Annotated in this window: 18 protein-coding genes; 11 read left to right on the forward strand and 7 right to left on the reverse strand. The window is 73.2% G+C overall.

The features are described 5' to 3' along the window. Both Ade02nite_RS39160 and Ade02nite_RS51000 read right to left on the reverse strand, forming a co-directional pair. A partial coding sequence (locus tag Ade02nite_RS39160; protein WP_203775040.1) for a hypothetical protein occupies nt 1-277 on the reverse strand: 277 nt, incomplete at its 3' end. 118 nt (nt 278-395) lie between these two features. Next, on the reverse strand, nt 396-968 hold the full coding sequence (locus Ade02nite_RS51000) for a hypothetical protein (protein WP_438871011.1): 573 nt from the start codon (nt 966-968) through the stop codon (nt 396-398). A gap of 377 nt (nt 969-1,345) precedes the next feature. Here Ade02nite_RS51000 and trpC point away from each other — a divergent pair, with 377 nt between their 5' ends. From trpC to Ade02nite_RS39190, 5 genes are read left to right on the forward strand one after another with little or no spacing between them, the layout of a single operon-like run. Next, entirely contained in the window at nt 1,346-2,149 is an 804-nt protein-coding gene (gene trpC / locus Ade02nite_RS39170; RefSeq protein ID WP_203775124.1) for an indole-3-glycerol phosphate synthase TrpC, read from the forward strand. Continuing rightward, nucleotides 2,146-3,387, forward strand: coding sequence for a tryptophan synthase subunit beta (gene trpB / locus Ade02nite_RS39175; RefSeq protein ID WP_203775042.1), 1,242 nt, complete (start codon nt 2,146-2,148; stop codon nt 3,385-3,387). Before trpC ends, trpB begins: the two co-directional genes overlap by 4 nt. Then, nucleotides 3,384-4,187 (forward strand): tryptophan synthase subunit alpha, encoded by an 804-nt coding sequence (gene trpA, locus Ade02nite_RS39180; protein ID WP_203775044.1) that lies wholly within the window; start codon nt 3,384-3,386, stop codon nt 4,185-4,187. Before trpB ends, trpA begins: the two co-directional genes overlap by 4 nt. A gap of 50 nt (nt 4,188-4,237) precedes the next feature. Then, nucleotides 4,238-5,422, forward strand: a complete 1,185-nt coding sequence (gene lgt, locus Ade02nite_RS39185; RefSeq protein WP_203775046.1) for a prolipoprotein diacylglyceryl transferase — start codon at nt 4,238-4,240, stop codon at nt 5,420-5,422. A gap of 27 nt (nt 5,423-5,449) precedes the next feature. Further along, the gene (locus Ade02nite_RS39190) at nt 5,450-6,637 is read left to right on the forward strand and encodes an FAD-dependent oxidoreductase (RefSeq protein WP_275409982.1); all 1,188 of its coding nucleotides are present in this window, start codon (nt 5,450-5,452) and stop codon (nt 6,635-6,637) included. Here Ade02nite_RS39190 and Ade02nite_RS39195 read toward each other — a convergent pair. After that, a complete protein-coding gene (locus Ade02nite_RS39195) occupies nt 6,609-7,079 on the reverse strand; it encodes a nitroreductase/quinone reductase family protein (RefSeq protein ID WP_203775055.1) in 471 nt (156 codons plus the stop codon). The genes Ade02nite_RS39190 and Ade02nite_RS39195 overlap by 29 nt on opposite strands. A gap of 81 nt (nt 7,080-7,160) precedes the next feature. Between Ade02nite_RS39195 and Ade02nite_RS39200 the strand changes: the two genes are divergently transcribed. Beyond that, a complete protein-coding gene (locus Ade02nite_RS39200) occupies nt 7,161-7,820 on the forward strand; it encodes a TetR/AcrR family transcriptional regulator (RefSeq protein ID WP_239169371.1) in 660 nt (219 codons plus the stop codon). Nucleotides 7,821-7,883: 63 nt separating this feature from the next. Here Ade02nite_RS39200 and Ade02nite_RS39205 read toward each other — a convergent pair whose 3' ends face one another. Then, nucleotides 7,884-8,711 carry an SDR family NAD(P)-dependent oxidoreductase gene (locus Ade02nite_RS39205; RefSeq protein WP_203775060.1) on the reverse strand — a complete coding sequence of 276 codons (828 nt, stop codon included), beginning with the start codon at nt 8,709-8,711 and terminating at the stop codon, nt 7,884-7,886. Nucleotides 8,712-8,824: 113 nt separating this feature from the next. Here Ade02nite_RS39205 and Ade02nite_RS39210 point away from each other — a divergent pair, with 113 nt between their 5' ends. Continuing rightward, complete coding sequence (locus tag Ade02nite_RS39210; protein WP_203775062.1) at nt 8,825-9,658, forward strand: helix-turn-helix transcriptional regulator; 834 nt, start codon at nt 8,825-8,827, stop codon at nt 9,656-9,658. 615 nt (nt 9,659-10,273) lie between these two features. On the opposite strand, the gene Ade02nite_RS39215 is transcribed toward Ade02nite_RS39210, so the two are convergent. Both Ade02nite_RS39215 and Ade02nite_RS39220 read right to left on the reverse strand, forming a co-directional pair. Further along, complete coding sequence (locus Ade02nite_RS39215) at nt 10,274-10,975, reverse strand: SDR family NAD(P)-dependent oxidoreductase (protein WP_203775064.1); 702 nt, start codon at nt 10,973-10,975, stop codon at nt 10,274-10,276. Between the two features lie 20 nt (nt 10,976-10,995). Continuing rightward, nucleotides 10,996-11,796, reverse strand: a complete 801-nt coding sequence (locus Ade02nite_RS39220) for a GNAT family N-acetyltransferase (RefSeq protein WP_203775066.1) — start codon at nt 11,794-11,796, stop codon at nt 10,996-10,998. 206 nt (nt 11,797-12,002) lie between these two features. Between Ade02nite_RS39220 and gltB the strand changes: the two genes are divergently transcribed. Continuing rightward, complete coding sequence (gene gltB / locus Ade02nite_RS39225) at nt 12,003-16,553, forward strand: glutamate synthase large subunit (RefSeq protein ID WP_455430518.1); 4,551 nt, start codon at nt 12,003-12,005, stop codon at nt 16,551-16,553. Beyond that, nucleotides 16,546-18,018 (forward strand): glutamate synthase subunit beta, encoded by a 1,473-nt coding sequence (locus Ade02nite_RS39230; protein ID WP_203775070.1) that lies wholly within the window; start codon nt 16,546-16,548, stop codon nt 18,016-18,018. The genes gltB and Ade02nite_RS39230 overlap by 8 nt, the downstream gene beginning before the upstream one ends. A gap of 28 nt (nt 18,019-18,046) precedes the next feature. Here the strand turns inward: Ade02nite_RS39230 and Ade02nite_RS39235 are convergent, their stop codons facing one another. Beyond that, on the reverse strand, nt 18,047-18,475 hold the full coding sequence (locus tag Ade02nite_RS39235) for an NUDIX domain-containing protein (protein ID WP_203775072.1): 429 nt from the start codon (nt 18,473-18,475) through the stop codon (nt 18,047-18,049). Nucleotides 18,476-18,679: 204 nt separating this feature from the next. Between Ade02nite_RS39235 and pyk the strand changes: the two genes are divergently transcribed. Both pyk and Ade02nite_RS39245 read left to right on the forward strand, forming a co-directional pair. Next, nucleotides 18,680-20,116, forward strand: coding sequence for a pyruvate kinase (gene pyk, locus Ade02nite_RS39240; RefSeq protein WP_203775074.1), 1,437 nt, complete (start codon nt 18,680-18,682; stop codon nt 20,114-20,116). A 44-nt stretch (nt 20,117-20,160) separates the two neighbouring features. After that, the gene (locus Ade02nite_RS39245; protein WP_203775128.1) at nt 20,161-20,991 is read left to right on the forward strand and encodes an acyl-CoA thioesterase; all 831 of its coding nucleotides are present in this window, start codon (nt 20,161-20,163) and stop codon (nt 20,989-20,991) included. Nucleotides 20,992-21,050: the final 59 nt, after the last annotated feature.

Raw genomic sequence — 21,050 nt, forward strand, 5'->3', positions numbered from 1 at the left:
GCTTGGTGGGCGGCGGCTTGGTGGGCGGCGGCTTGGTGGGCGGCGGCTTGGTGGGCGGCGGCTTGGTGGGCGGCGGCGCGTTGGGCGGCGGCGCGTTGGGCGGCGGCGCGTTGGGCGGCGGCGCGTTGGGCGGCGGCGCGATGGGCGGCGGCGCGATGGGCGGCGGCGCGATGGGCAGCGGCGCGATGGGCAGCGGCGCGATGGGCAGCGGCTTGGTGGGCGGCAGTGCAGCGACCGCTCGACGGTCGCAGGGGCGCGACCGTCGAGGAAGCGGCAAGCATGTCTCACATCTCGACTTCCGGATATTTCGTAAATGTCCGGAAGGGAAGCGGGCGATGTGGTGCCGCCGCCCGCCGGCGTGGTGCCTGGCGCTGCGGCACAAGGCCGTTCGCGCGTCAGACGGTCTTGGCGAGGGGCCGCTTGGTGTTGTGCCGCTTGGCAGCCGCGGTCGTCGCGGTGCTGTGGGCCTGGGCCGCAGAGTGAGCCTGCGCCGTGAGGCGGGGCTGGACGGCGGAGGGGGCCTGGGCTGCGGGGCGAGGCTGCGCTGCGGGGCGGGCCTGCGCTGCGGGGCGGGCCTGCGCTGCGGGGCGGGCCTGCGCTGCGGGGTGGGCCTGGGCTGTGGGGTGGGCCTGGGCTGTGGGGCGGGCCTGGGCTGTGGGGCGAGCCTGCGCCGCGGGGCCGGCCTGGGCTGTGGGGCCGGCCTGGGCTGTGGGGCCAGCCTGGGCCGTGCGGCGGGCGACCAGGGCGGCGACCTCGCGGCTGAGCTCGGCGCGGGCCTCGTGGCGGGCCCTGTCCTCCAGGGTGGCGGCCCACGCGTTGTCGCGGGCCGTGCGGACGTTGCCGGGGCCGATCACCGCCCGCTGGAGGCCGGCGACCAGGTCGGCGGCGGCGGAGACGATGGCGCGGGAGGCGTCGGCGAAGCCGGTGGGGCGAGTCGGCTCGACGACCTCGGTCCGGGTGGCTGCCACGGGATTACTCCACATCGCTGGAAGGCATCGACAAGAGGAAACGTCCGGGGACGCCCGAACCAGTTTGCCTCGCCCCGATTGTGGCCGGACCGTATTTCCGGAGCGTGACGCTCGGGTCAACGCGCCGTGGGATCCACCGATCAGATGAGGTGTCCCAGCACAGCGGCCCGCGGGCGGCGTGAGCCATGTGACAGAAGTGACACACCGCCGTTGATCAGGCCGCATTATGCCCGAGCCCATCTCGTGAGGCGTGCCATACCCCGGGGGGCCTTGCGCGACCGCCACCTCCTAGCATCGGGCGGAGGACACCCGGAGAGGGGAGTCATTACGTGACATCCGATCAGCAGACGGAAGCGGGCACTGGCGGGCCGCAGAACGTGCTGGAGGAGATTCTCGCGGGAGTGCGCGAGGACGTGGCGGCACGCCAGGAGCGGGTGCCGCTGGAGCAGGTTCGGGAGCTGGCAGCGGCGGCGCCACCGGCGATCGACGCTTACGCGGCGTTGCGTAAGCCGGGCGTGGCGGTGATCGCGGAGGTGAAGCGGTCGTCGCCGTCCAAGGGCGCGCTCGCGGAGATCCCCGATCCCGCGGAGCTCGCGGGGGAGTACGCGGCGGGTGGCGCCCGTGTCATCAGCGTGCTCACCGAGGGCCGGTGGTTCGGCGGGTCGCTCGACGATCTGAAGGCGGTGCGTGCCTCCGTTCAGATCCCGGTGCTCCGCAAGGACTTCGTGATCTCGTCGTACCAGGTGCACGAGGCGCGGGCGCACGGCGCCGACCTGGTGCTGCTCATCGTGGCCGCCCTCGAGCAGAACGTGCTGATGGGCCTGCTCGAGCGCATCGAGTCGCTGGGCATGACCGCGCTCGTCGAGGTGCACAACGAGGAGGAGGCCGACCGGGCGCTGGAGGCGAACGCCAAGGTCATCGGGGTGAACGCCCGCGACCTGCGCACGCTTCAGGTGGACCGGTCCGTCTTCGAGCGCATCGCGCCGGGCCTGCCCAACAACGTCGTCAAGATCGCCGAGTCGGGCGTGCGCGGTCCGCACGACCTGATCCGGTACGCGTCGGCCGGCGCGGACGCCGTCCTGGTGGGTGAGGGTCTGGTGACCCAGAAGAGCCCGCGCGACGCCGTGGCCGAGCTGGTCAACGCCGGCAACCATCCCGCGACCCCGAGGCCCGTTCGATGACTGCTCCTTCGCTGCCCGACCTGGCGGGGCACTTCGGGCGGTACGGCGGGCGCTTCGTGCCCGAGGCCCTGGTGCGCGCGCTCGACGAGCTCGAGGCCGCGTACCGGTCGGCCAAGACCGACCCGGTCTTCCAGGCCGAGTTCGAGAGCCTGCTGGTCAACTACGCCGGCGTGCCCTCGCTGCTCTACCGGGCCGAGCGGTTCTCCGCCGCGGTGGGCGCCGAGATCCTGCTCAAGCGCGAGGACCTCAACCACACCGGTGCCCACAAGGTGCGCAACGTGCTGGGCCAGGCGCTGCTCGCCAAGCGGATGGGCAAGCCGCGGGTGATCGCCGAGACGGGCGCCGGCCAGCACGGCGTGGCCAGCGCGACGGCGGCGGCCCTGCTCGACCTCGAGTGCGTCGTCTACATGGGCGAGACCGACACCGAGCGCCAGGCGCTCAACGTGGCACGCATGCGCATGCTCGGCGCGACCGTCGTGCCGGTGACCAACGGCTCCCGCACGCTCAAGGACGCGCTCAACGAGGCGCTGCGCGACTGGGTGGCGAGCGTCGACACCACGCACTACCTGCTCGGCACGGCCGCCGGGCCGCACCCGTTCCCCGAGATCGTGCGCGACTTCGTGGGCGGGATCGGGGTGGAGGCCCGGGCGCAGTGCTTCGAGCTGACCGGCCGGCTGCCCGACGCGGTCGCGGCGTGCGTGGGCGGCGGCTCCAACGCGATCGGCATCTTCCACGCCTTCGTGCCGGACGAGGCGGTGCAGCTCTACGGCTTCGAGGCGGGCGGCGACGGCGTCGAGACCGGCCGGCACGCCGCGTCGATCACCGGTGGCTCGTCGGGGGTGCTGCACGGCGCCCGCACGTACGTGCTCCAGGACGACGACGGCCAGACGATCGAGTCGCATTCGATCTCGGCGGGCCTCGACTACCCGGGCGTCGGCCCGGAGCACGCCTGGCTGCACGACACCGGCCGGGCGACGTACGAGCCGGTGACCGACGCCGAGGCGATGGCCGCGTTCCAGCTGCTCTGCCGCACCGAGGGCATCATCCCGGCGATCGAGAGCGCGCACGCGCTGGCCGGCGCCGCCCGGATCGCCCCGCGGCTGCGCGAGGAGCTGGGCCGCACCCCGACCATCGTGGTCAACCTGTCCGGCCGCGGCGACAAGGACGTGCACACCGCGGGCGCCTACTTCGGCATTCTCGACCCGGTCGAGACCATCGTCCCGGGAGAGCAAGAGTGAGCATCGCCGAAGTCTTCGCGAAGGCGAGGGCCGAGAACAGGTCGGTGCTCATCGGCTGCATGCCGGCGGGCTTCCCGACCGTCGAGGACAGCATCGCCTCGATGATCGCGATGCACGAGGCCGGCTGCGACGTCATCGAGGTCGAGCTGCCCTACTCCGACCCGGTGATGGACGGCCCGGTCATCCAGCGGGCCAGCGACATCGCGCTCGCCGCCGGGGTGCGCACCCGCGACACCCTGCGGATCATCGAGGCGGTCGCGGGCACCGGCGCCCCGGTGGTGCTGATGACCTACTGGAACCCCATCGAGAAGTACGGGGTGAACGCGTTCGCGCGCGACCTGGCCGCGGCCGGCGCCACCGGCATGATCACGCCGGACCTGATCCCGGACGAGGCGGCCGAGTGGATCGCCGCCTCCGACGAGCACGGCATCGACCGCACGTTCCTGGTCTCGCCGTCGTCGACCGACGAGCGGATCGCGATGACCGTCGCCCAGTGCCGCGGCTTCGTCTACGCCACCGCGCTGATGGGCGTCACCGGCGCCCGCACCTCGGTGTCGTCGCAGGCCCCCGAGCTGGTCGACCGGGTCCGGCACGCCGATCCGCACATGCCGGTCGGCGTGGGGCTGGGCGTCGGCAACGGCGCGCAGGCCGCCCAGGTCGCCGGTTTCGCCGACGGCGTGATCGTGGGCAGCGCGCTCATCCGCTGCGTGCTCGACGCGCCCGACCGGGCCACCGGCATCACCCGGCTGCGCGCGCTCAGCGCCGAGCTCGCCGAAGGTGTGCGCAACCCGCGAAACTAGGCGCGCCCTGAGCGCCCGGGTCCCCGGCATCGGCGGTAGCGTGTGCAACCGTGATTATCGCCGCGATCCCGAGTCCGACGACGTCCGTCTGGCACGTGCTCGGCCTGCCCGTGCGCGCGTACGCGCTCTGCATCGTGCTGGGCATCGTCGCCGCCGTCTACATCCTCGAGTACCGGATGCGCAGCCGGGGCGTCGCGCGCTGGGCGTCGCTCGACATCGCGGTGTGGGCGGTGCCGTTCGGCATCATCGGCGCCCGCATATACCACCTGATCACCTCGCCGCAGGACTACTTCGGCGCCGGCGGTGACCCGATCCGCGCCTTCTACATCTGGGAGGGTGGCCTCGGCATCTGGGGCGCGGTGCTCGGCGGCGCCCTCGGCGCCTACATCGGTGCCCGCCAGCTCGGCATCCCGTTCGCCCTGGTCGCCGACTCGCTCGCGGTCGGCCTGCCGGTGGCGCAGGGCATCGGCCGGCTCGGCAACTGGTTCAACAACGAGCTGTACGGCAAGGTCACCACGCTGCCGTGGGGCCTCGAGGTCCACGACATGGACCGCTCCAACCCCGGGCACGCCACGGTGATCGACGGCCAGGCGGTGACGCTGCCCGACCTCTATCACCCCACGTTCCTGTACGAGTTGATCTGGGACCTGGGCGTCGCGCTGCTGGTGTGGCTCGCCGACCGCAAGTTCAAGTTCGGCCGGGGGCGTGCCTTCGCGCTGTACGTGATGGCCTACACGGCCGGCCGCGCGTGGATCGAGATGCTCCGGGTCGACGAGGCCAACCACTTCTTCGGTGTCCGGCTCAACGTCTTCACCGCGATCGTGTTCTTCGTGCTGGCGCTGATCTACTTCCTCGTGGTGCGCGGCCCCCGCGCCTACGTGGTGCCCGACGACGCTCCCGAGTCGTTGCCGGAGCCGGCCGCCGAGGGCGACGTCAGCCAGGTCGACGTGACCGGCGCCGGCGAGCCGGCCCGCGCGCCGAAGGGCTACCAGGTGGTCAGCCACGCGCGCTTCGAGGCCTATCGCCGGACCGGCATCCTGCCGCCGGAGACCCCGCAGGACATGGCCGAGGAGATCGCCGCGGGCGGCGACCCGCTCGAGCCGGCCGATCCGGCCGGCCCCGCCGGTGTGGGCGAGGCGGTCCTGGCCACCGGGGCGCAGGCCGGCACGGGCCCGGACGGTGCCTCCGGCGGCGACATCGACGTCGAGTCACAGCACAAGAACGACGAACGCTGACCGGGGTAGTCGGACGGGCCTCACGAGGTGAGTCGATCCCAGGGCGGCGGCGGGGTGGCCGGACGGGCCGCCGTCGTGGTCGGTGCCGGCATGGCCGGGCTGGCCGCCGCCGGCGCCCTCTCGCGTGCCGGCTGGCAGGTGACGCTGCTGGAGCGGGCCGAGCGGATCGCCGCCCGGCCGACCGCCCTGGTGCTCTGGCCCAACGGCCGCCGCGCCCTGGAGTCGCTCGACCCGGCCGGCGGCTGGTCGTCGATCGCGGCCGCGCTGCCCGACGGCGGGGTGCGGCGCCCGGACGGGCAGTGGCTGGTCACCCCGCGCGGCCGGGAGGGCTGCGGCCCCGCCCCGGCCGCGGTGCGCCTGGCGGATCTCTACGACGTGCTGATCGCCGGGCTCGGTGACTACGTGCAGGTCCGCACGGGTTTCGCGGTCACGGCCGTGCGCACGGGCCGCGGCCTGCGCCCGGCGGTGGGCGACGGCCGCACGATGATCGAGGCGGATCTGATCGTCGCGGCGGACGGCATCGACAGCCGGGTGCGGCGCGAGCTCGCTCCCGAGTCGGCGGCCGTGGGCTCCGGCTTCGCCGCGTGGCAGGCGCTGGTCCCCGCGTACCGGCTGCCCACGGCGCACGCCGCCGGCGGCGAGACGCTGGGCGCCGGCTACCGCTTCGTCTCGATCCCGCTCGGTGACGGCGGGGTCTCCTGGGTGGCGACCGCCGCGGGTGCGCCGCGCCCCGAGCCGCCGGCCACGCAGCTCGCGCTGCTGCGCCGCTGGTTCGCCGGCTGGCACGAGCCGATCGGCGAGCTGCTGGCCGCGACGCACCCGGACGACCTGGTGCCCCAGGAGGTGCGCGAGCTGCGGCCGCTGCCCCGCACGTACGGCTTCGGGTCGGGGCCCGGCGGTGTGGTGCTGCTCGGCGACGCGGCGCACGCCATGCCGCATCACCTGGGCCAGGGCGCGTGCCTCGCCTTCGAGGACGCGGCCACCCTCGGGGCGCTGGTCGCGGGCGCGCGGCCCGGCGAGGAGCTGGCCACCGCGATCGACACGTACAGCCGGCTGCGCCGCCCGCGCACCACCAGCGTCGTGCGCCAGACCCGCCGCATGTCCGCGGTCGTGCAGGCCCGGGGCCGGCTGGCGTTGCGCGCCCGGGACGCGGCCCTCAACCACATGCGCCCGCGGATGACGGCCCCTACGCCGGACTGGTCGCCGCCGGACTGAGCACCACCACGGCCGTCGCGCGCCCGCGCTTGGCGGCGTGGGCGTCCAGGTCGCCGTAGCCCGTGTAGTCGTGCAGGGCGGCCCACAGCCGGTCGCGCTCGTCGCCGGTGGCCTCGTGGGCCGTCACCGCGCGGGTCTCGCCGCCGGCCAGGTCGACGGTGGCCTCGGGGCGGGCGCGCAGGTTGTGCCACCAGCCCGGGTCGGCGGCGTCCCAGCCGTTCATGGCGAGGGTGACCAGGCGGTCGCCGTCCTCGATGTAGCCGAGCACCACGGCCCGGGGCGTGCCCGAGCGGCGGCCGACCGTGTGCAGGCGCAGGTAGCCGAACTGGCCGCCGGGCGTCGGCGTGGACATGCCGATCCGGTCGGCGCTGACGCGCAGCAGCGCCTTGTGCGCCACCCAGGCGCCGCGGACGAACCATCTCGGAGGGAGTGTCGCGGACATCGCTGTACCCCGTTCTCTACGGTGTAGGTCTACGCCGTAGGGTAAACCCTACGGCGTAGGAGAACAAGTAGGATGCGGTTCGTGCCAAGACGCGCGGGATCCACGACCCGTTCCTCCGCCCGGCTCACCAGGGAGGGCATCGTCGCGGCGGCCGTCGAGCTGGCCGACCGCGACGGGCTCGACGGGCTGAGCATGCGCCGCCTCGCCCAGCACCTCGGCGTCGACGCGATGTCGATCTACTACCACCTGCGCGACAAGGACACGCTGCTCGCGGCGATGGCCGACGCGGTCGTCTCGGGCATCGCCGCGGCGCCCGCGGAGGGCCCGTGGACCGAGCGGCTGCGTTCGCTGATCATGCAGGCCCGCGCCACGATGCTGCGCCACCCGTGGGTGGTGCCCGTCCTGCAGGGCCGCGGCGAGCCGCCGCCCGCCGTGATCCTGCACATCGAGCGCGTGCTGGCCGTCATGCGCGCGGGCGGCTGCTCGGTCGACCTCGGCCACCACGCCATCCACCTGCTCGGCAGCCGCCTGCTCGGCTTCAGCCAGGACCTGTTCGACGACACTCCCGACCCGTCCGCGCCCCCGCCGCCGGCGGCCTGGGCCGAGACCATGCCGCACGTCGCCGAGCTGGCCGCCGCCGTCACCCACGACGGCCCGCTCGGCGGCTGCGACGACGAGCGCGAGTTCGCCTTCGCCCTCGACCTGCTGCTGGAGGGCCTGGAGCGCCGCCGCCTCGGTTGACCGCGCGCCGCCCCCTCGCTCGGCCCGCGCCGCCCCCTCGGTCGGCCCGCGCCGCCGCCTCGCTCAGCTCACGTCGGTCGTGACGGCCAGCTCCCGGCCGGCCTCGACGTCCTGCGCGAGCGCCTCGATCCGGGCCTTGGCCAGCCCGTACGAGTCGGAGCCGAGCAGCTGGTGCAGCGGCCCGTCCGCGCGGTCGGCCAGCTCGATGATCGCGGCCGCCGCCTTCGCCGGGTCGCCGAGCTGGGTGCCCGGCATCGCGAGGTGCGCCTGGGTCATCTCGCGGATCGCCTCGTAGCCGTCGACCGTTCGTGTGGCGAGCCCGAGCGAGGACGGGCGGAGGAAGTCCGTGCGCAGGTAGCCCGGCTCGACCAGCGTGACCCGGATCCCGAGCCCCGCGACCTCGGCGGCGAGCGACTCGGTGAGCCCTTCGAGCGCGTACTTGCCGGCGCAGTAGAGACCCCAGCCTCCGAAGGCCGTCAGCCCGAGGATCGACGACACGTTGACGATGTGCCCGCGGCGCCGCTCGCGCAACGACGGCAGCACCGCCCGCAGCACGTTCCACACCCCGAAGACCTGCACGTCGAACATCTGCCGGGCCTCGGCGTCGGTGACCTCCTCGACGGCGGCGAGGAACCCGTACCCCGCGTTGTTGACGACCACGTCGATGTCGCCGGCCGCCGCGACGGCCTCTTGTACCTGCCGCTCGTCCGCGAGGTCGACCTCGATCGCCCGCAGCCGGCTCGTGTCGGTCCCGCCGAGGTTTGCCCGGAGCCGGTCGGCGGATCGGGTGGTGGCGGTGACGTCGCGGCCGTCCGCCAGCAGCTGCTTGACGAGCTCGAGACCGAGTCCCCGGGAGGCGCCGGTGACGAACCAGGTGGTGTTGTCTGTCATGCCGTCCAGGCTTCCGGCGGCGGGCGCCGGCGGACAGGTCCGAGCTGGCCCAGCCGTACCGGGGAACGCCATGCCCACCCAGCCCCTGTCCGCCGCGCTCCGCACGGGCGACCATGGGAGGCGTGGCAGCGCTGGGGGAGTTCCTGAGGAAGTGCCGGACCGGGATGAGCCCCGAGGCGGCCGGGATCGGCGATGCGCCGTCCGGCCGCCGGGTGCGTGGCCTGCGCCGCGAGGAGGTGGCCCAGCTCGCCGGCGTCAGCGTCGACTACTACACGCGCCTGGAGCAGGGCCGGCACACCAGCCCGTCCGAGGCCGTGGTCGACGCGCTGAGCCGCGTCTTCCGGCTCGACGCCGCCGCGCACGCCCACCTCACCGACCTGGCCCGGCCGCCGCGGCACCGGGCCGATCCGCTTCCCGCGCAGCGGGTGCGCCCGGCGATGCAGCAGATGATCGCCTCGATGACCGACCATCCCGCGTTCATCGTGGGCCGCCGCACCGACATCCTGGCCTCGAACGCCCTGGCCCGCGCCCTGCTCACCGACTGGACGCTGCTGCCGCCCCGGCACCGCAACTACACCCGGTGGGTCTTCCTCGACCCGGCCGCCCGCGAGGTCTACCTGGACTGGCCGGCGGTCGCCGCCGACGTGGCCGGCACGTTGCGCCTCTACGCGGGCCGCTTCCCGGACGACCCGCTGCTCGCGGAGCTGGTCGGCGAGCTGACGATCAAGAGCCCCGAGTTCCGTACGTGGTGGAACGCGCACCAGGTGCATGAGCGCACCCACGGCACCAAGCGCATGACCCACCCCGCCGTCGGCCCCATCACCATCCGGTACGAGGCCCTGACCCTCCCCGGCGACGACGACCAGACGCTGTTCGTCTACACCACCGACCCGGGCAGCGCCTCCGCCGACAACCTGCGCCTGCTGTCCCTGCTGGCGACCCGCTAGGCCGTTCGTGCCCGCGCCGCGGATCGCCCCCCGAGCGGCGGCGGAGACGGCGAATGGCCGGCGGGTCACCGGGCTGCCGAGCCGGCCCGGCGACCACCTTTGGCGCGCCGGCCCCTGGCGGGCCGCCCCACCGCCGCGGTCCGGGGGTTGCCCTTCCACGATGCCCCGCCCGGTCCACCCGCGCCGACTTCCCGGACGATCCCGAACGCGCGGCGCGCCGACCTCGCCGGACTGGCCCGCGCCTTTGGCCGGCGGCCGAGCGGGCGGCCGAGCGGGGCGGCCGAGCGGGCGGCCGAGCGGGCGGCCGAGCGGGGCGGCCGAGCGGGCGGCCGAGCGGGGCGGCCGAGCGGGGCGGCCGAGCGGGGCGGCCGAGCGGGCGGCCGAGCGGGGCGGCCGAGCGGGAGTCGGTCGAGGGGAGCAACGAGATCGCCTTGCGCGAGACCGCTTGGCGGAGCACGGGTGGACGTCGCCGGGCGTGAGCGGCGGCACGGGCCGCAGGGGGCAGGTGGCCGGCCTGCCGGTGGCGCAGGACAGCCCGGAACCGGCGACGGGAGGCCGGGACGGCAGTGGCTGATCCCCGCGGCGGGTGCCTTTCGGCAAGGCGTACCTCTGCGGTTATTGCACTCCGAAGACGCGGTGGCCGACGGCGATGGACTCGCCGGAGATGGTGGCGGCCTGGGCGGAGCAGAGGAAGGCGACGAGGGCGGCGACCTGCTCGGGGGTGGACTCGCCGCCGGTGGCGGGGGCGACGGCGGGGGACGGGATGTCGGTGACGATGCCGGGGTTGACGACGTTGATGGTGACGCCGGTGCCGGCGTAGGCGTCGGCCAGGGCCTTGGCGGCGGTGATGACCGCCTGGTTGCGCACGGCGCCGGTGACCGAGCGGGTGAGGTGGGCGTTCTGGCCGCTGATGTTGACGACGCGGCCGAAGCCGGCCTCGCGCATGCGGGGCAGGACGGCGTCCATGGCGCGCAGGTAGCCGCCGGCCTTGGCGTCGAGCGCGCCGAGGATCTGGGCGGGGTCGCGGTCGCGGGCCGGGTCGAGGGTCTGCGCGGGCGGCGCGGCGGCGTTGACCAGGATGTCGATGGTGCCGAGGCGCTCGGCGGCGGCCCGGATCGAGGCGGGCTCGCGGGTGTCGAGGGTGAGGCAGGCGACCTCGTCGTCGAGGCTGTGCGCGGCGTCGGCCAGGCGGGCCTTGTCGCGGGCCGCCAGGACGACGCGCACGTCCTCGGCCAGCAGCGCGGCGGCGACGGCGCGGCCCAGCAGCCCGCTGCCGCCGACGATCAGGGCGGTGCGGCCGGCTATCCCGAGATCCATGCCCGTTCCTCTCTCGGACCTCAGAGCGGCGCTGCCGCCGGCTCCGCTATGCAAGCCGTGCCCACGCGCCGGAAGCCCACCTTGGTGTAGAGGCGCGCCACGTCGTCGTCGCCCGCGGAAAGGAATACCAGGTCGACGCCCTCGGTCAGTGCCCGGCGGGCGAGCGACGCGGTGAGCTGCGAGGCGTAGCCACGCCCGCGAGCTGCGGGAAGAGTCGCGACACCGGCGATCTCGGCGACGTCGCCGACGCGCATGAGCGTGCCGGTGGCGAGAATTCCCTCCGTCGGGGAATCGACCACCGTCAAGTAGTAGTCACCTGTGGCGAGCCGCTGCCGGTCGGCTTCGATCTGGGCCGCGGACACCTTCGCGGCGGGGGCGCCGGCGAACGCGTGCTGGGCCACCGACCGGGCGGCGAAGACCTCGGCGGCGAAGTCGGGCGACGCCGGGTCGAGGAAGCGGATCGTGCCGCCCTGGACCGGCAGGTCGGGCACGAGCGCCGCCTGCTCGAGCACCAGCAGCGGCGCGAGGAGCACGTCGAGGCCGGCCGAGCGGGCGACGGCGAGCAGGTCCGGAGTGGTCTCGTGGACCCACTCGAACGCCTCGGGCAGCCCCAGATCACGCTGCCTCTGCCGGGCGGCAGTAATATCGGCGGCGGACGGGGTGTCCGCACCGATCCTGGGGCGGGCATAGTAGGGCCAGCCCTCACCCTCGCGGACAAAGAGCACAAGTCCGCCGAAATCCTCGACACGTGCGTAAGGTCGGGGAAGGGCGTCGTAAAACCGCTCGAGCCTGACGAAGACGTCGGTATCCTGTAGCGCCACCGCGCGAGACTACCCAATACGCCCGGCCACGTCTCGGTTAGTACAGCCGGCTACCCGATTGCGCCGAGAAGGTGGTTTCGCCCACGGCAAGTGTGATCCATCAGGAGTGGCGGAGATCGGCACCCCTTAACGTAGACTCTAGAGACTTTGCAGGGCCGACGTCGTCCCGACCTTGATACGTAACACCAGTGACGACAGGAGGCCCGGTGGCATTTCCGCCTTCCCAGGGGCTTTATGACCCCTCCACCGAACGCGACGCGTGCGGTGTGGCCTTCGTTGCCGATCTTTACGGCCGCCGCTCCCACGACGTGGTCGCCAAGGGGCTGTCCGCGCTGATCCGCCTCGACCACCGGGGGGCGCGTGGCGCGGAGTACAACACCGGCGACGGCGCCGGCATCATGATCCAGGTTCCGGACGAGTTCTACCGCGCGATCGCCGGCTTCGAGCTGCCGCCCGCCGGCGAGTACGTGACCGGCCTGGCGTTCCTGCCCAACGACGGGGCGCAGCGGGCCCGCGCCATCAAGATCGTGGAGAAGTACGCCCTGGTCGAGGGCGGCGAGATCCTCGGCTGGCGCGACGTGCCGGTGCGCCCGGACGGGCTCGGCCAGACCGCCGAGGACGCCCGCCCCACCATCCAGCAGGTGTTCCTCGCGGCCCACCGGCTCTCCGACTCGCCCGCCGGCCCGGCCGGTGCGCGGCTGAGCGGCATCGAGCTCGACCGGGTCGCGTTCACCATCCGCAAGCAGGCCGAGCGCGAGACCTCGCAGCGCGGCGTCGGCGCGTACTTCCCGTCGCTGTCCTCGCGGACCATCACCTACAAGGGCATGCTCACCCCTGACCAGCTGCCGGAGTTCTTCCCCGACCTGCTCGACGCGCGCGTGTCCAGCGCGATCGCGCTGGTCCACTCCCGGTTCGCCACCAACACGTTCCCGGCGTGGCCGCTCGCCCACCCGTACCGCTTCATCGCCCACAACGGCGAGATCAACACCATCCGGGGCAACAAGAACTGGATGGCCGCCCGCGAGGCGCTGCTGCAGTCGAAGGAGCTGCCCGGCAACATCAAGCGGCTCTTCCCGATCACCACGCCGGAGGCGTCCGACTCGGCGAGCTTCGACGAGGTGCTCGAGCTGCTGCACCTGTCCGGCCGCAGCCTGCCGCACGCGATGCTCATGATGATCCCCGAGGCGTGGGAGAACGACCCGGGGATGGAGCCGAAGCGGCGCGCGTTCTACCGCTTCCACGCGAGCCTGATGGAGCCGTGGGACGGCCCGGCCAGCGTCGCCTTCACCGACGGCACGATCATCGGCGCGGTGCTCGACCGCAACGGCCTGCGCCCCGGCCGCTGGTGGCACACGTCCGACGGCCTGGTGGTGCTCGGCTCCGAGGCGGGCGTGCTCGACCTGGAGCCGTCGTCGGTGGTGGCGAAGGGCCGCCTCCAGCCGGGCAAGATGTTCCTGGTCGACACCGAGGCCGGGCGCATCGTGCACGACGACGAGATCAAGGCCGAGCTGGCGAGCGCCCAGCCGTACGAGGAGTGGCTGCACGCCGGGCTGATCCAGCTCGACGACCTGCCGCCGCGCGAGCACGTCATCTACACGCACGACTCGGTGACCCGCCGCCAGCAGGTCTTCGGCTACTCCGAGGAAGAGCTCAAGGTCCTCATCGCGCCGATGGCCCGCACCGGCGCCGAGCCGCTGGGCTCGATGGGCACGGACACCCCGATCTCGCCGCTGTCCACCCGCCCGCGGCTGCTGTTCGACTACTTCCACCAGCTGTTCGCGCAGGTCACCAACCCGCCGCTGGACGCGATCCGCGAGGAACTGGTCACCAGCCTCCAGTCGACGATCGGCCCCGAGGGCAACCTGCTCGACCCGGGACCGGCGTCCTGCCGGCAGATCGTGCTGCCGTACCCGATCATCGACAACGACGAGCTGGCGAAGCTGCTCTCCATCGACGAGGACGGCGACCTGCCCGGCTTCAAGGCGGTCCGGGTCTCGGGTCTCTACCCGCTGCGCGACGGTGCGGCCGGCATCAAGGCGCGGCTCACCCAGATCTGCCGGCACGTCTCCGAGGCGATCGAGGACGGCGTGCGCATCCTGGTGCTCTCCGACCGCGACTCCAACGCCGACCTCGCGCCGATCCCGTCGCTGCTGCTCACCGCGGCTGTTCACCAGCATCTGGTGCGCGAGCAGACGCGCACCCAGGTGGCGCTGGTCGTCGAGTCGGGCGACTGCCGCGAGGTGCACCACGCGGCCGTGCTCATCGGGTACGGCGCGGCGGCGGTCAACCCCTACCTGGCCTTCGAGTCGGTCGACGACCTGATCGCCACCGGCCCGCTCGCCGGGCTCGACCCCAAGGCGGCGGTCCGCAACTACGTCAAGGCGCTCGGCAAGGGCGTCCTGAAGATCATGTCGAAGATGGGCATCTCGACGGTGTCCTCGTACTGCGGCGCGCAGGTGTTCGAGGCCGTGGGCCTGGACAACAAGCTGCTGCAGCGCTACTTCGTCGGCACGAACGGGCGGATCGGCGGCGCCACCCTCGCCGACATCCACGCCGAGGTGAAGGCCCGCCACGAGAAGGCGTACCCGTCGAACCCGGCGGAGCGCACGCACCGGCGCCTCGAGGTCGGCGGCGAGTACCAGTGGCGCCGGGAGGGGGAGATCCACCTCTTCAACCCGGAGACCGTGTTCCTGCTCCAGCACGCCACCCGCTCCAAGCAGTACGACGTCTTCCGCAAGTACACCGCGAAGGTGGACGGCCTGGCCGCCGAGGCGGGCTCGCTGCGCGGGCTGTTCACGTTCCGGGACCGCACGCCCGTTCCGCTGGAAGAGGTGGAGCCGGCGTCGGAGATCGTGAAGCGCTTCGCGACGGGCGCCATGTCGTACGGGTCGATCTCGGCGGAGTCGCACGAGACGCTCGCGATCGCCATGAACCGGCTCGGCGGCAAGTCGAACACCGGCGAGGGCGGCGAGGACGTCGAGCGCCTCTACGACCCGGCCCGCCGCTCCGCGGTCAAGCAGATCGCCTCCGGCCGCTTCGGCGTCACCAGCGAATACCTGGTCAACGCCGACGACCTCCAGATCAAGATGGCGCAGGGCGCGAAGCCCGGCGAGGGCGGCCAGCTGCCCGGCAACAAGGTGTGGCCGTGGGTCGCCAAGACCCGGCACGCCACCCCGGGCGTCGGCCTGATCTCCCCGCCGCCGCACCACGACATCTACTCCATCGAGGACCTGGCGCAGCTCGTCCACGACCTCAAGATGGTCAACCCGATGTCGCGGGTGCACGTCAAGCTGGTCAGCGAGATCGGCGTCGGCACGGTCGCGGCGGGCGTCGCCAAGCTCAAGGCCGACGTCATCCTGATCTCCGGCCACGACGGCGGCACCGGCGCGTCGCCGCTCAACTCGCTCAAGCACGCCGGCTCCCCGTGGGAGCTGGGCCTGGCCGAGGCCCAGCAGACGCTGCTGCTCAACAAGCTGCGTGACCGGGTCACCGTGCAGGTCGACGGCCAGCTCAAGACCGGCCGCGACGTGGTGATCGCCGCGCTGCTCGGCGCCGAGGAGTTCGGCTTCGCCACGGCGCCGCTGATCGTCAGCGGCTGCATCATGATGCGCGTCTGCCACCTCGACACCTGCCCGGTCGGCATCGCCACGCAAAACCCGGTGCTGCGCGAGCGCTTCACCGGCCGCCCCGAGTTCGTCGAGAACTTCTTCCTCTTCCTCGCCGAGGAGGTCCGCGGCTACCTCGCCGAGCTGGGCTTCCGCAGCATCGACGAGGCCATCGGGCACGCCGAGGTGCTCGACGTGCGCCCCGCGGTCGACCACTGGAAGGCCAAGGGCCTCGACCTGTCGCCGGTGCTGTTCGTGCCGGAGCTGCCCGAGGGCGCGTCGCGCCGCGGCATCGTCGCGCAGGACCACGGCCTCGACAAGGCGCTGGACAACAAGCTCATCGAGCTGGCCCAGCCGGCCCTGATCGACGGCCACGAGGTGCGCGCCGAGGTGGGCGTGCGCAACGACCACCGCAGCGTCGGCGCGATGCTCGGCGGCGAGGTGACCCGCCGTTACGGCGGCGCCGGCCTGCCCGAGAACACCATCGAGTTCACCCTGCGCGGCACGGGCGGGCAGTCGTTCGGCGCGTTCCTGCCGCGCGGCGTCACGCTGCGGCTGATCGGCGACACCAACGACTACGTGGCCAAGGGGCTCTCCGGCGGCCGTGTGATCGTCCGGCCCGCCGAGGACGCCCCGTTCGTGGCCGAGGAGCAGATCATCGCGGGCAACACGATCCTGTACGGGGCGACCGCCGGCGAGGTGTTCCTGCGCGGCCGCGCAGGCGAGCGCTTCGCCGTGCGCAACTCGGGCGGCCAGGCCGTCGTCGAGGGCGTCGGCGACCACGGCTGCGAGTACATGACCGGCGGCACCGTGGTGGTGCTGGGCCCGACCGGGCGCAACTTCGCGGCCGGCATGAGCGGCGGCAAGGCGTTCGTGCTCGACCTGGCGCCCGCCAAGGTCAACCCGGAGCTGGTCGACCTCGCCCCGCTCACCGGCGACGAGGAGCAGACCCTGCGCGGCCTCGTCGAGAAGCACTTCGCCGAGACCGGCTCGGCGGTGGCCGAGCGGCTGCTGGCCGACTGGAGCGCCGCGGTGTCGCGCTTCACCGCGGTCGTGCCGCGCGACTACAAGCGCGTGATGGAGCTGATCAGGACCGCCGAAGCTGCCGGTCGCAACGTCGACGAGGTGGTCATGGGGGTCAAGGGTGCCTGATCCGAACGGTTTTCTGCGTTACGAGCGGCAGCTGCCCAAGCGCCGCCCGGTCCCGGTCCGCATCCAGGACTGGCGTGAGGTCTACCCGCCGGCCGGCGAGGAGCTGATCCGCGACCAGGCGACGCGGTGCATGGACTGCGGCATCCCGTTCTGCCACGAGGGCTGCCCGCTGGGCAACCGCATCCCGGACTGGAACGACCTGGTCCGCACGGGGGCGTGGCAGGCCGCCGCCGAGGCGCTGCACGCCACGAACAACTTCCCGGAGTTCACCGGGCGGCTCTGCCCGGCGCCGTGCGAGGCGGCGTGCGTGCTCGGCATCGCCGACGACCCGGTCACCATCAAGCAGGTCGAGGTCGAGATCGCCAACCACGCGTTCGACCTCGGCTACGTGCGCCCGCAGCCCGCCCCGGCGGCCACGGGCAAGCGGGTCGCGGTGGTCGGCTCCGGCCCGGCGGGCCTGGCGGCGGCGCAGCAGCTGGCGCGGGCCGGTCACGCGGTGACGGTGTACGAGCGCGACGACAAGATCGGCGGCCTGCTCCGGTACGGCATCCCCGACTTCAAGATCGAGAAGCACGTGGTGGACGCCCGCCTCGCCCAGATGGAGGCCGAGGGCGTCGTCTTCGAGACCGGCGTCGAGGTGGGCGTCGACATCACCGCCGACGACCTGCGCGACCGCTTCGACGCGGTGCTGCTGGCCGCCGGCGCGCTGGCCGGCCGGGACACCGTCTCGACCCCGGGCCGCTCTTTGCGCGGCGTCCATCTGGCCATGGAGCACCTCGTCCCCGCCAACCGGGTCGTGGCGGGCCTGCAGGACACCACGCCGATCGACGCCGCGGGCAAGCACGTGGTCATCATCGGCGGCGGCGACACCGGCGCCGACTGCCTGGGCGTGGCCCACCGGCAGGGCGCGGCCGGCGTCGTGCAGCTCGACCAGTACCCGCTGCCGCCCGAGGCCCGCGCCGGCGAGCTGCACCCGTGGCCGACCTGGCCGATCATCCTGCGCAACTACCCGGCCCACGAGGAGGGCGGCGAGCGCGTCTTCGGCGTGGCCGTGCAGGAGTTCGTCGGCGACGACGAGGGCAAGGTGACGGCGGTGCGCATCGCCGACGTGGTCGTCGAGCGCGTCAACGGCGTCCGCACGGTGACCGCGACGCCCGGCTCCGAGCGCGACATCAAGGCCGACCTGGTGCTGCTGGCCATCGGCTTCGAGGGCACCGAGGAGCAGCCGCTGCTGTCGCAGTTCGGCATCAGCCGCAACCGCCGGGGCGTCCTCGACGCCGACACCGAGTGGCAGACGCAGGCACCGGGCGTCTTCGTCGCCGGCGATATGCACCGCGGCGCGTCCCTGATCGTCTGGGCGATCGCCGAGGGCCGCTCCGCCGCCGCGGCGATCCACCGCTACCTGGGCGCGTCGGGCGAGCTGCCCGAGCCGGTGCGGTCGAACGCCCAGCCGCTCGGCGTCTGAGGTTCTCGAGAGTCGGCCCGCCCGCGCCTCAGGCGGGCCGATTCGCGTCGTACGCGGCCAAGGTGTCGAGACTGGCCTTGGTGAGCTCGCCCGGCAGCTCGGCCCGCCGGAACCAGCCGATCTCGGTGCACTTGCCGGGCTCCCTGATCTCCGGAACGCCGCCGACGTGCCGCGCGACGAACGACGGCGACACCCAGTGCTGGCCCTCCTCGGGCAGCAGATGATCGGAGACCCCGAGCAGCCCGACGACCTCGACGGTCATCCCGTACTCCTCCTGGAACTCGCGCACCACGGCGTCGGCCAGCCGCTCACCGAAGCCGACCATCCCGCCGGGGAACTCCCACAGCCCGGCCTCGTTGCGCGCCTCGGGCCCGCGCCGCGCGAGGAACACCCGCCCGGCGTCGTCGAACACCATCGCACCCACACCGACCCCGATGAAGTCGTGTCCCGGTCGCATGCCGGGATCGTAGCGAGAGCCCGTCCCGGCGTACGCGTCAGGCGGCCGTGAGCGGACCGATAAGCTGAAGACGCGGTCGTCGAAGCCCGCAGGTGGCGCAGCGCGCCCGGGAACCACACCGGGGACCCACGCCGCCGGACAGACGTCGTTCATCCCGGGGACGGGGGTCGGCCGCCAGGCCGATGAGAAAGAGAGACTAGCCTGATGGCCGTGACACGCCGCGTAAAGATCGTCTGCACCATGGGGCCCGCGACCGCTTCCCCCGAGCGCATGCTCGGCCTCGTCGAAGCCGGCATGGACGTGGCCCGCCTCAACTTCAGCCATGGCACCCACGACGACCACCAGAAGATGTACGAGCTCGCGCGCGCCGCCGCCGAGCAGGCCGGTCGTGCCGTGGCGGTCCTCGCCGACCTCCAGGGCCCCAAGATCCGGCTCGGCAAGTTCGCCGACGGGCCGCACGTCTGGAACACCGGTGACGTCGTCACCATCACCAGCGACGACATCCTCGGCACCGCCGAGCGCGTCTCCTGCACCTACAAGAAGCTGCCGCAGGAGGTGAAGAGCGGCGACCGCCTGCTGATCGACGACGGCAAGGTCGCCGTGCAGGTCACCGCCGTCGAGGGCAACGACATCCGCTGCCTGGTCGTCGAGGGCGGCCCGGTCAGCAACAACAAGGGCGTCTCGCTGCCCAACGTCGCCGTCAGCGTGCCGGCGCTCAGCGACAAGGACGCCGAGGACCTGCGCTTCGCCCTCGGCCTCGGCTGCGACATGGTCGCGCTGTCGTTCGTGCGCTCGCCCGACGACATCAAGCTGGTCCACGAGATCATGGCCGAGGAGGGGCGCACCGTCCCGGTCATCGCCAAGGTCGAGAAGCCCGAGGCCGTCGAGCACCTCGAGGCCATCGTGCTCGCCTTCGACGGCGTCATGGTCGCCCGCGGCGACCTCGGCGTCGAGCTCCCCCTCGACCAGGTGCCGCTGGTGCAGAAGCGCGCCGTGCAGCTCTGCCGGGAGAACGCGAAGCCGGTCATCGTCGCCACCCAGATGCTCGACTCGATGATCGAGAACTCGCGCCCGACCCGCGCCGAGGCCTCCGACGTCGCCAACGCCGTGCTCGACGGCACCGACGCGGTCATGCTCTCCGGCGAGACCTCCGTCGGCAAGTACCCGGTGCTCACCGTCAGCACCATGGCCAAGATCGTCAGCACCACCGAGGCCGGCTCCATCCCCGTGCCCCGGCTCCAGCACGACCCGCGCACCCACGGCGGCGCGCTCACCGTGGCCGCCAGCCAGATCGCCCGCAACATCGGCGCCAAGGCCCTGGTCGCGTTCTCCCAGACCGGCGACACCGTGCGGCGCCTCTCCCGCCTGCACTGCGAGCTGCCGCTCTACGCGTTCACCCCGGTCCCCGAGGTCCGCGACCAGCTCGCCCTGAGCTGGGGTGTGGAAACGTTCCTCACCGACTTCGTCGAGCACACCGACGACATGTTCCGGCAGGTCGACGCCAAGATGCTCGGCCTCGGCCTGGCCAAGCCCGGCGACTACGTCGTCGTCGTGGCCGGCTCCCCGCCGAACGCGCCCGGCTCCACCAACACCCTGCGCGTCCACCGGCTGGGCGACCTCGTCGACCCCGCCTCGCTGTGACGTCACCGCTCAGCGGACAGGCCGCCGTCGACCAGCTGCTCGAGATGCTCGATCTCGAGCAGCTGGACACGGCGACCTTCCAGGGTGAGAGCCCGCAGACCGGGGCGCAGCGCGTCTTCGGCGGCCAGGTCGCGGGCCAGGCCCTGGTCGCCGCCGGGCGCACCGTGCAGGACGACCGGTTCGTGCACTCCCTGCACGGCTACTTCGTGCGCCCCGGCGACCCCAGCGAGCCGATCCGCTTCGACGTCGAGACCATCCGCGACGGCCGCTCGTTCTCGGTGCGCCGCTCCACGGCGCAACAGCACGGCAAGACCATCTTCTTCATGTCGGCCTCCTTCCAGGTGCGCGAGGAGGGGCTCGACCACCACGGTCCCGCCCCCGACGGCGTGCCCGGCCCCGACGACGTGCAGACCATGGCCGACTGGGTGCGTAAGTACCCGTCGCGCCGGGGCGCCTTCGCGGCCGCCCCGCAGGCCGTCGACGTCCGCTACGTCAACGACCCCGGCTGGGTGCCGCCCGGCGACCGCGTCGCCAGCGAGCAGCAGCGGGTCTGGATGCGCATCGACGGCAAGCTCCCCGACGATCCGCTCATCCATGCCTGCGCACTCACCTACGCGTCCGACCTGTCGCTGCTCGACTCGGTGCTGTCCGTGCACGGCGAGGTGTGGGGACCCGGCGGCGTCATCGGCGCCAGCCTCGACCACGCCCTCTGGTTCCACCGCCCCTTCCGGGCCGACGAGTGGTTCCTGTACGACTGCACGAGCCCCTCGGCCAGCGGCAGCCGCGGCCTCGCCGGCGGGCGCATGTTCACCCGCGACGGCCGCCACATCGCCAGCGCCGTCCAGGAAGGGCTGCTGCGCCGCGTCGGCGCCTGACCTTCCCGCCACAACCGGACGCCCCGCCGGTGGGATCCCGGCCCGGCGACTGGCCGACT

Origin of the sequence: Paractinoplanes deccanensis (assembly GCF_016862115.1) — a bacterium.
Classification (GTDB): domain Bacteria; phylum Actinomycetota; class Actinomycetes; order Mycobacteriales; family Micromonosporaceae; genus Actinoplanes; species Actinoplanes deccanensis.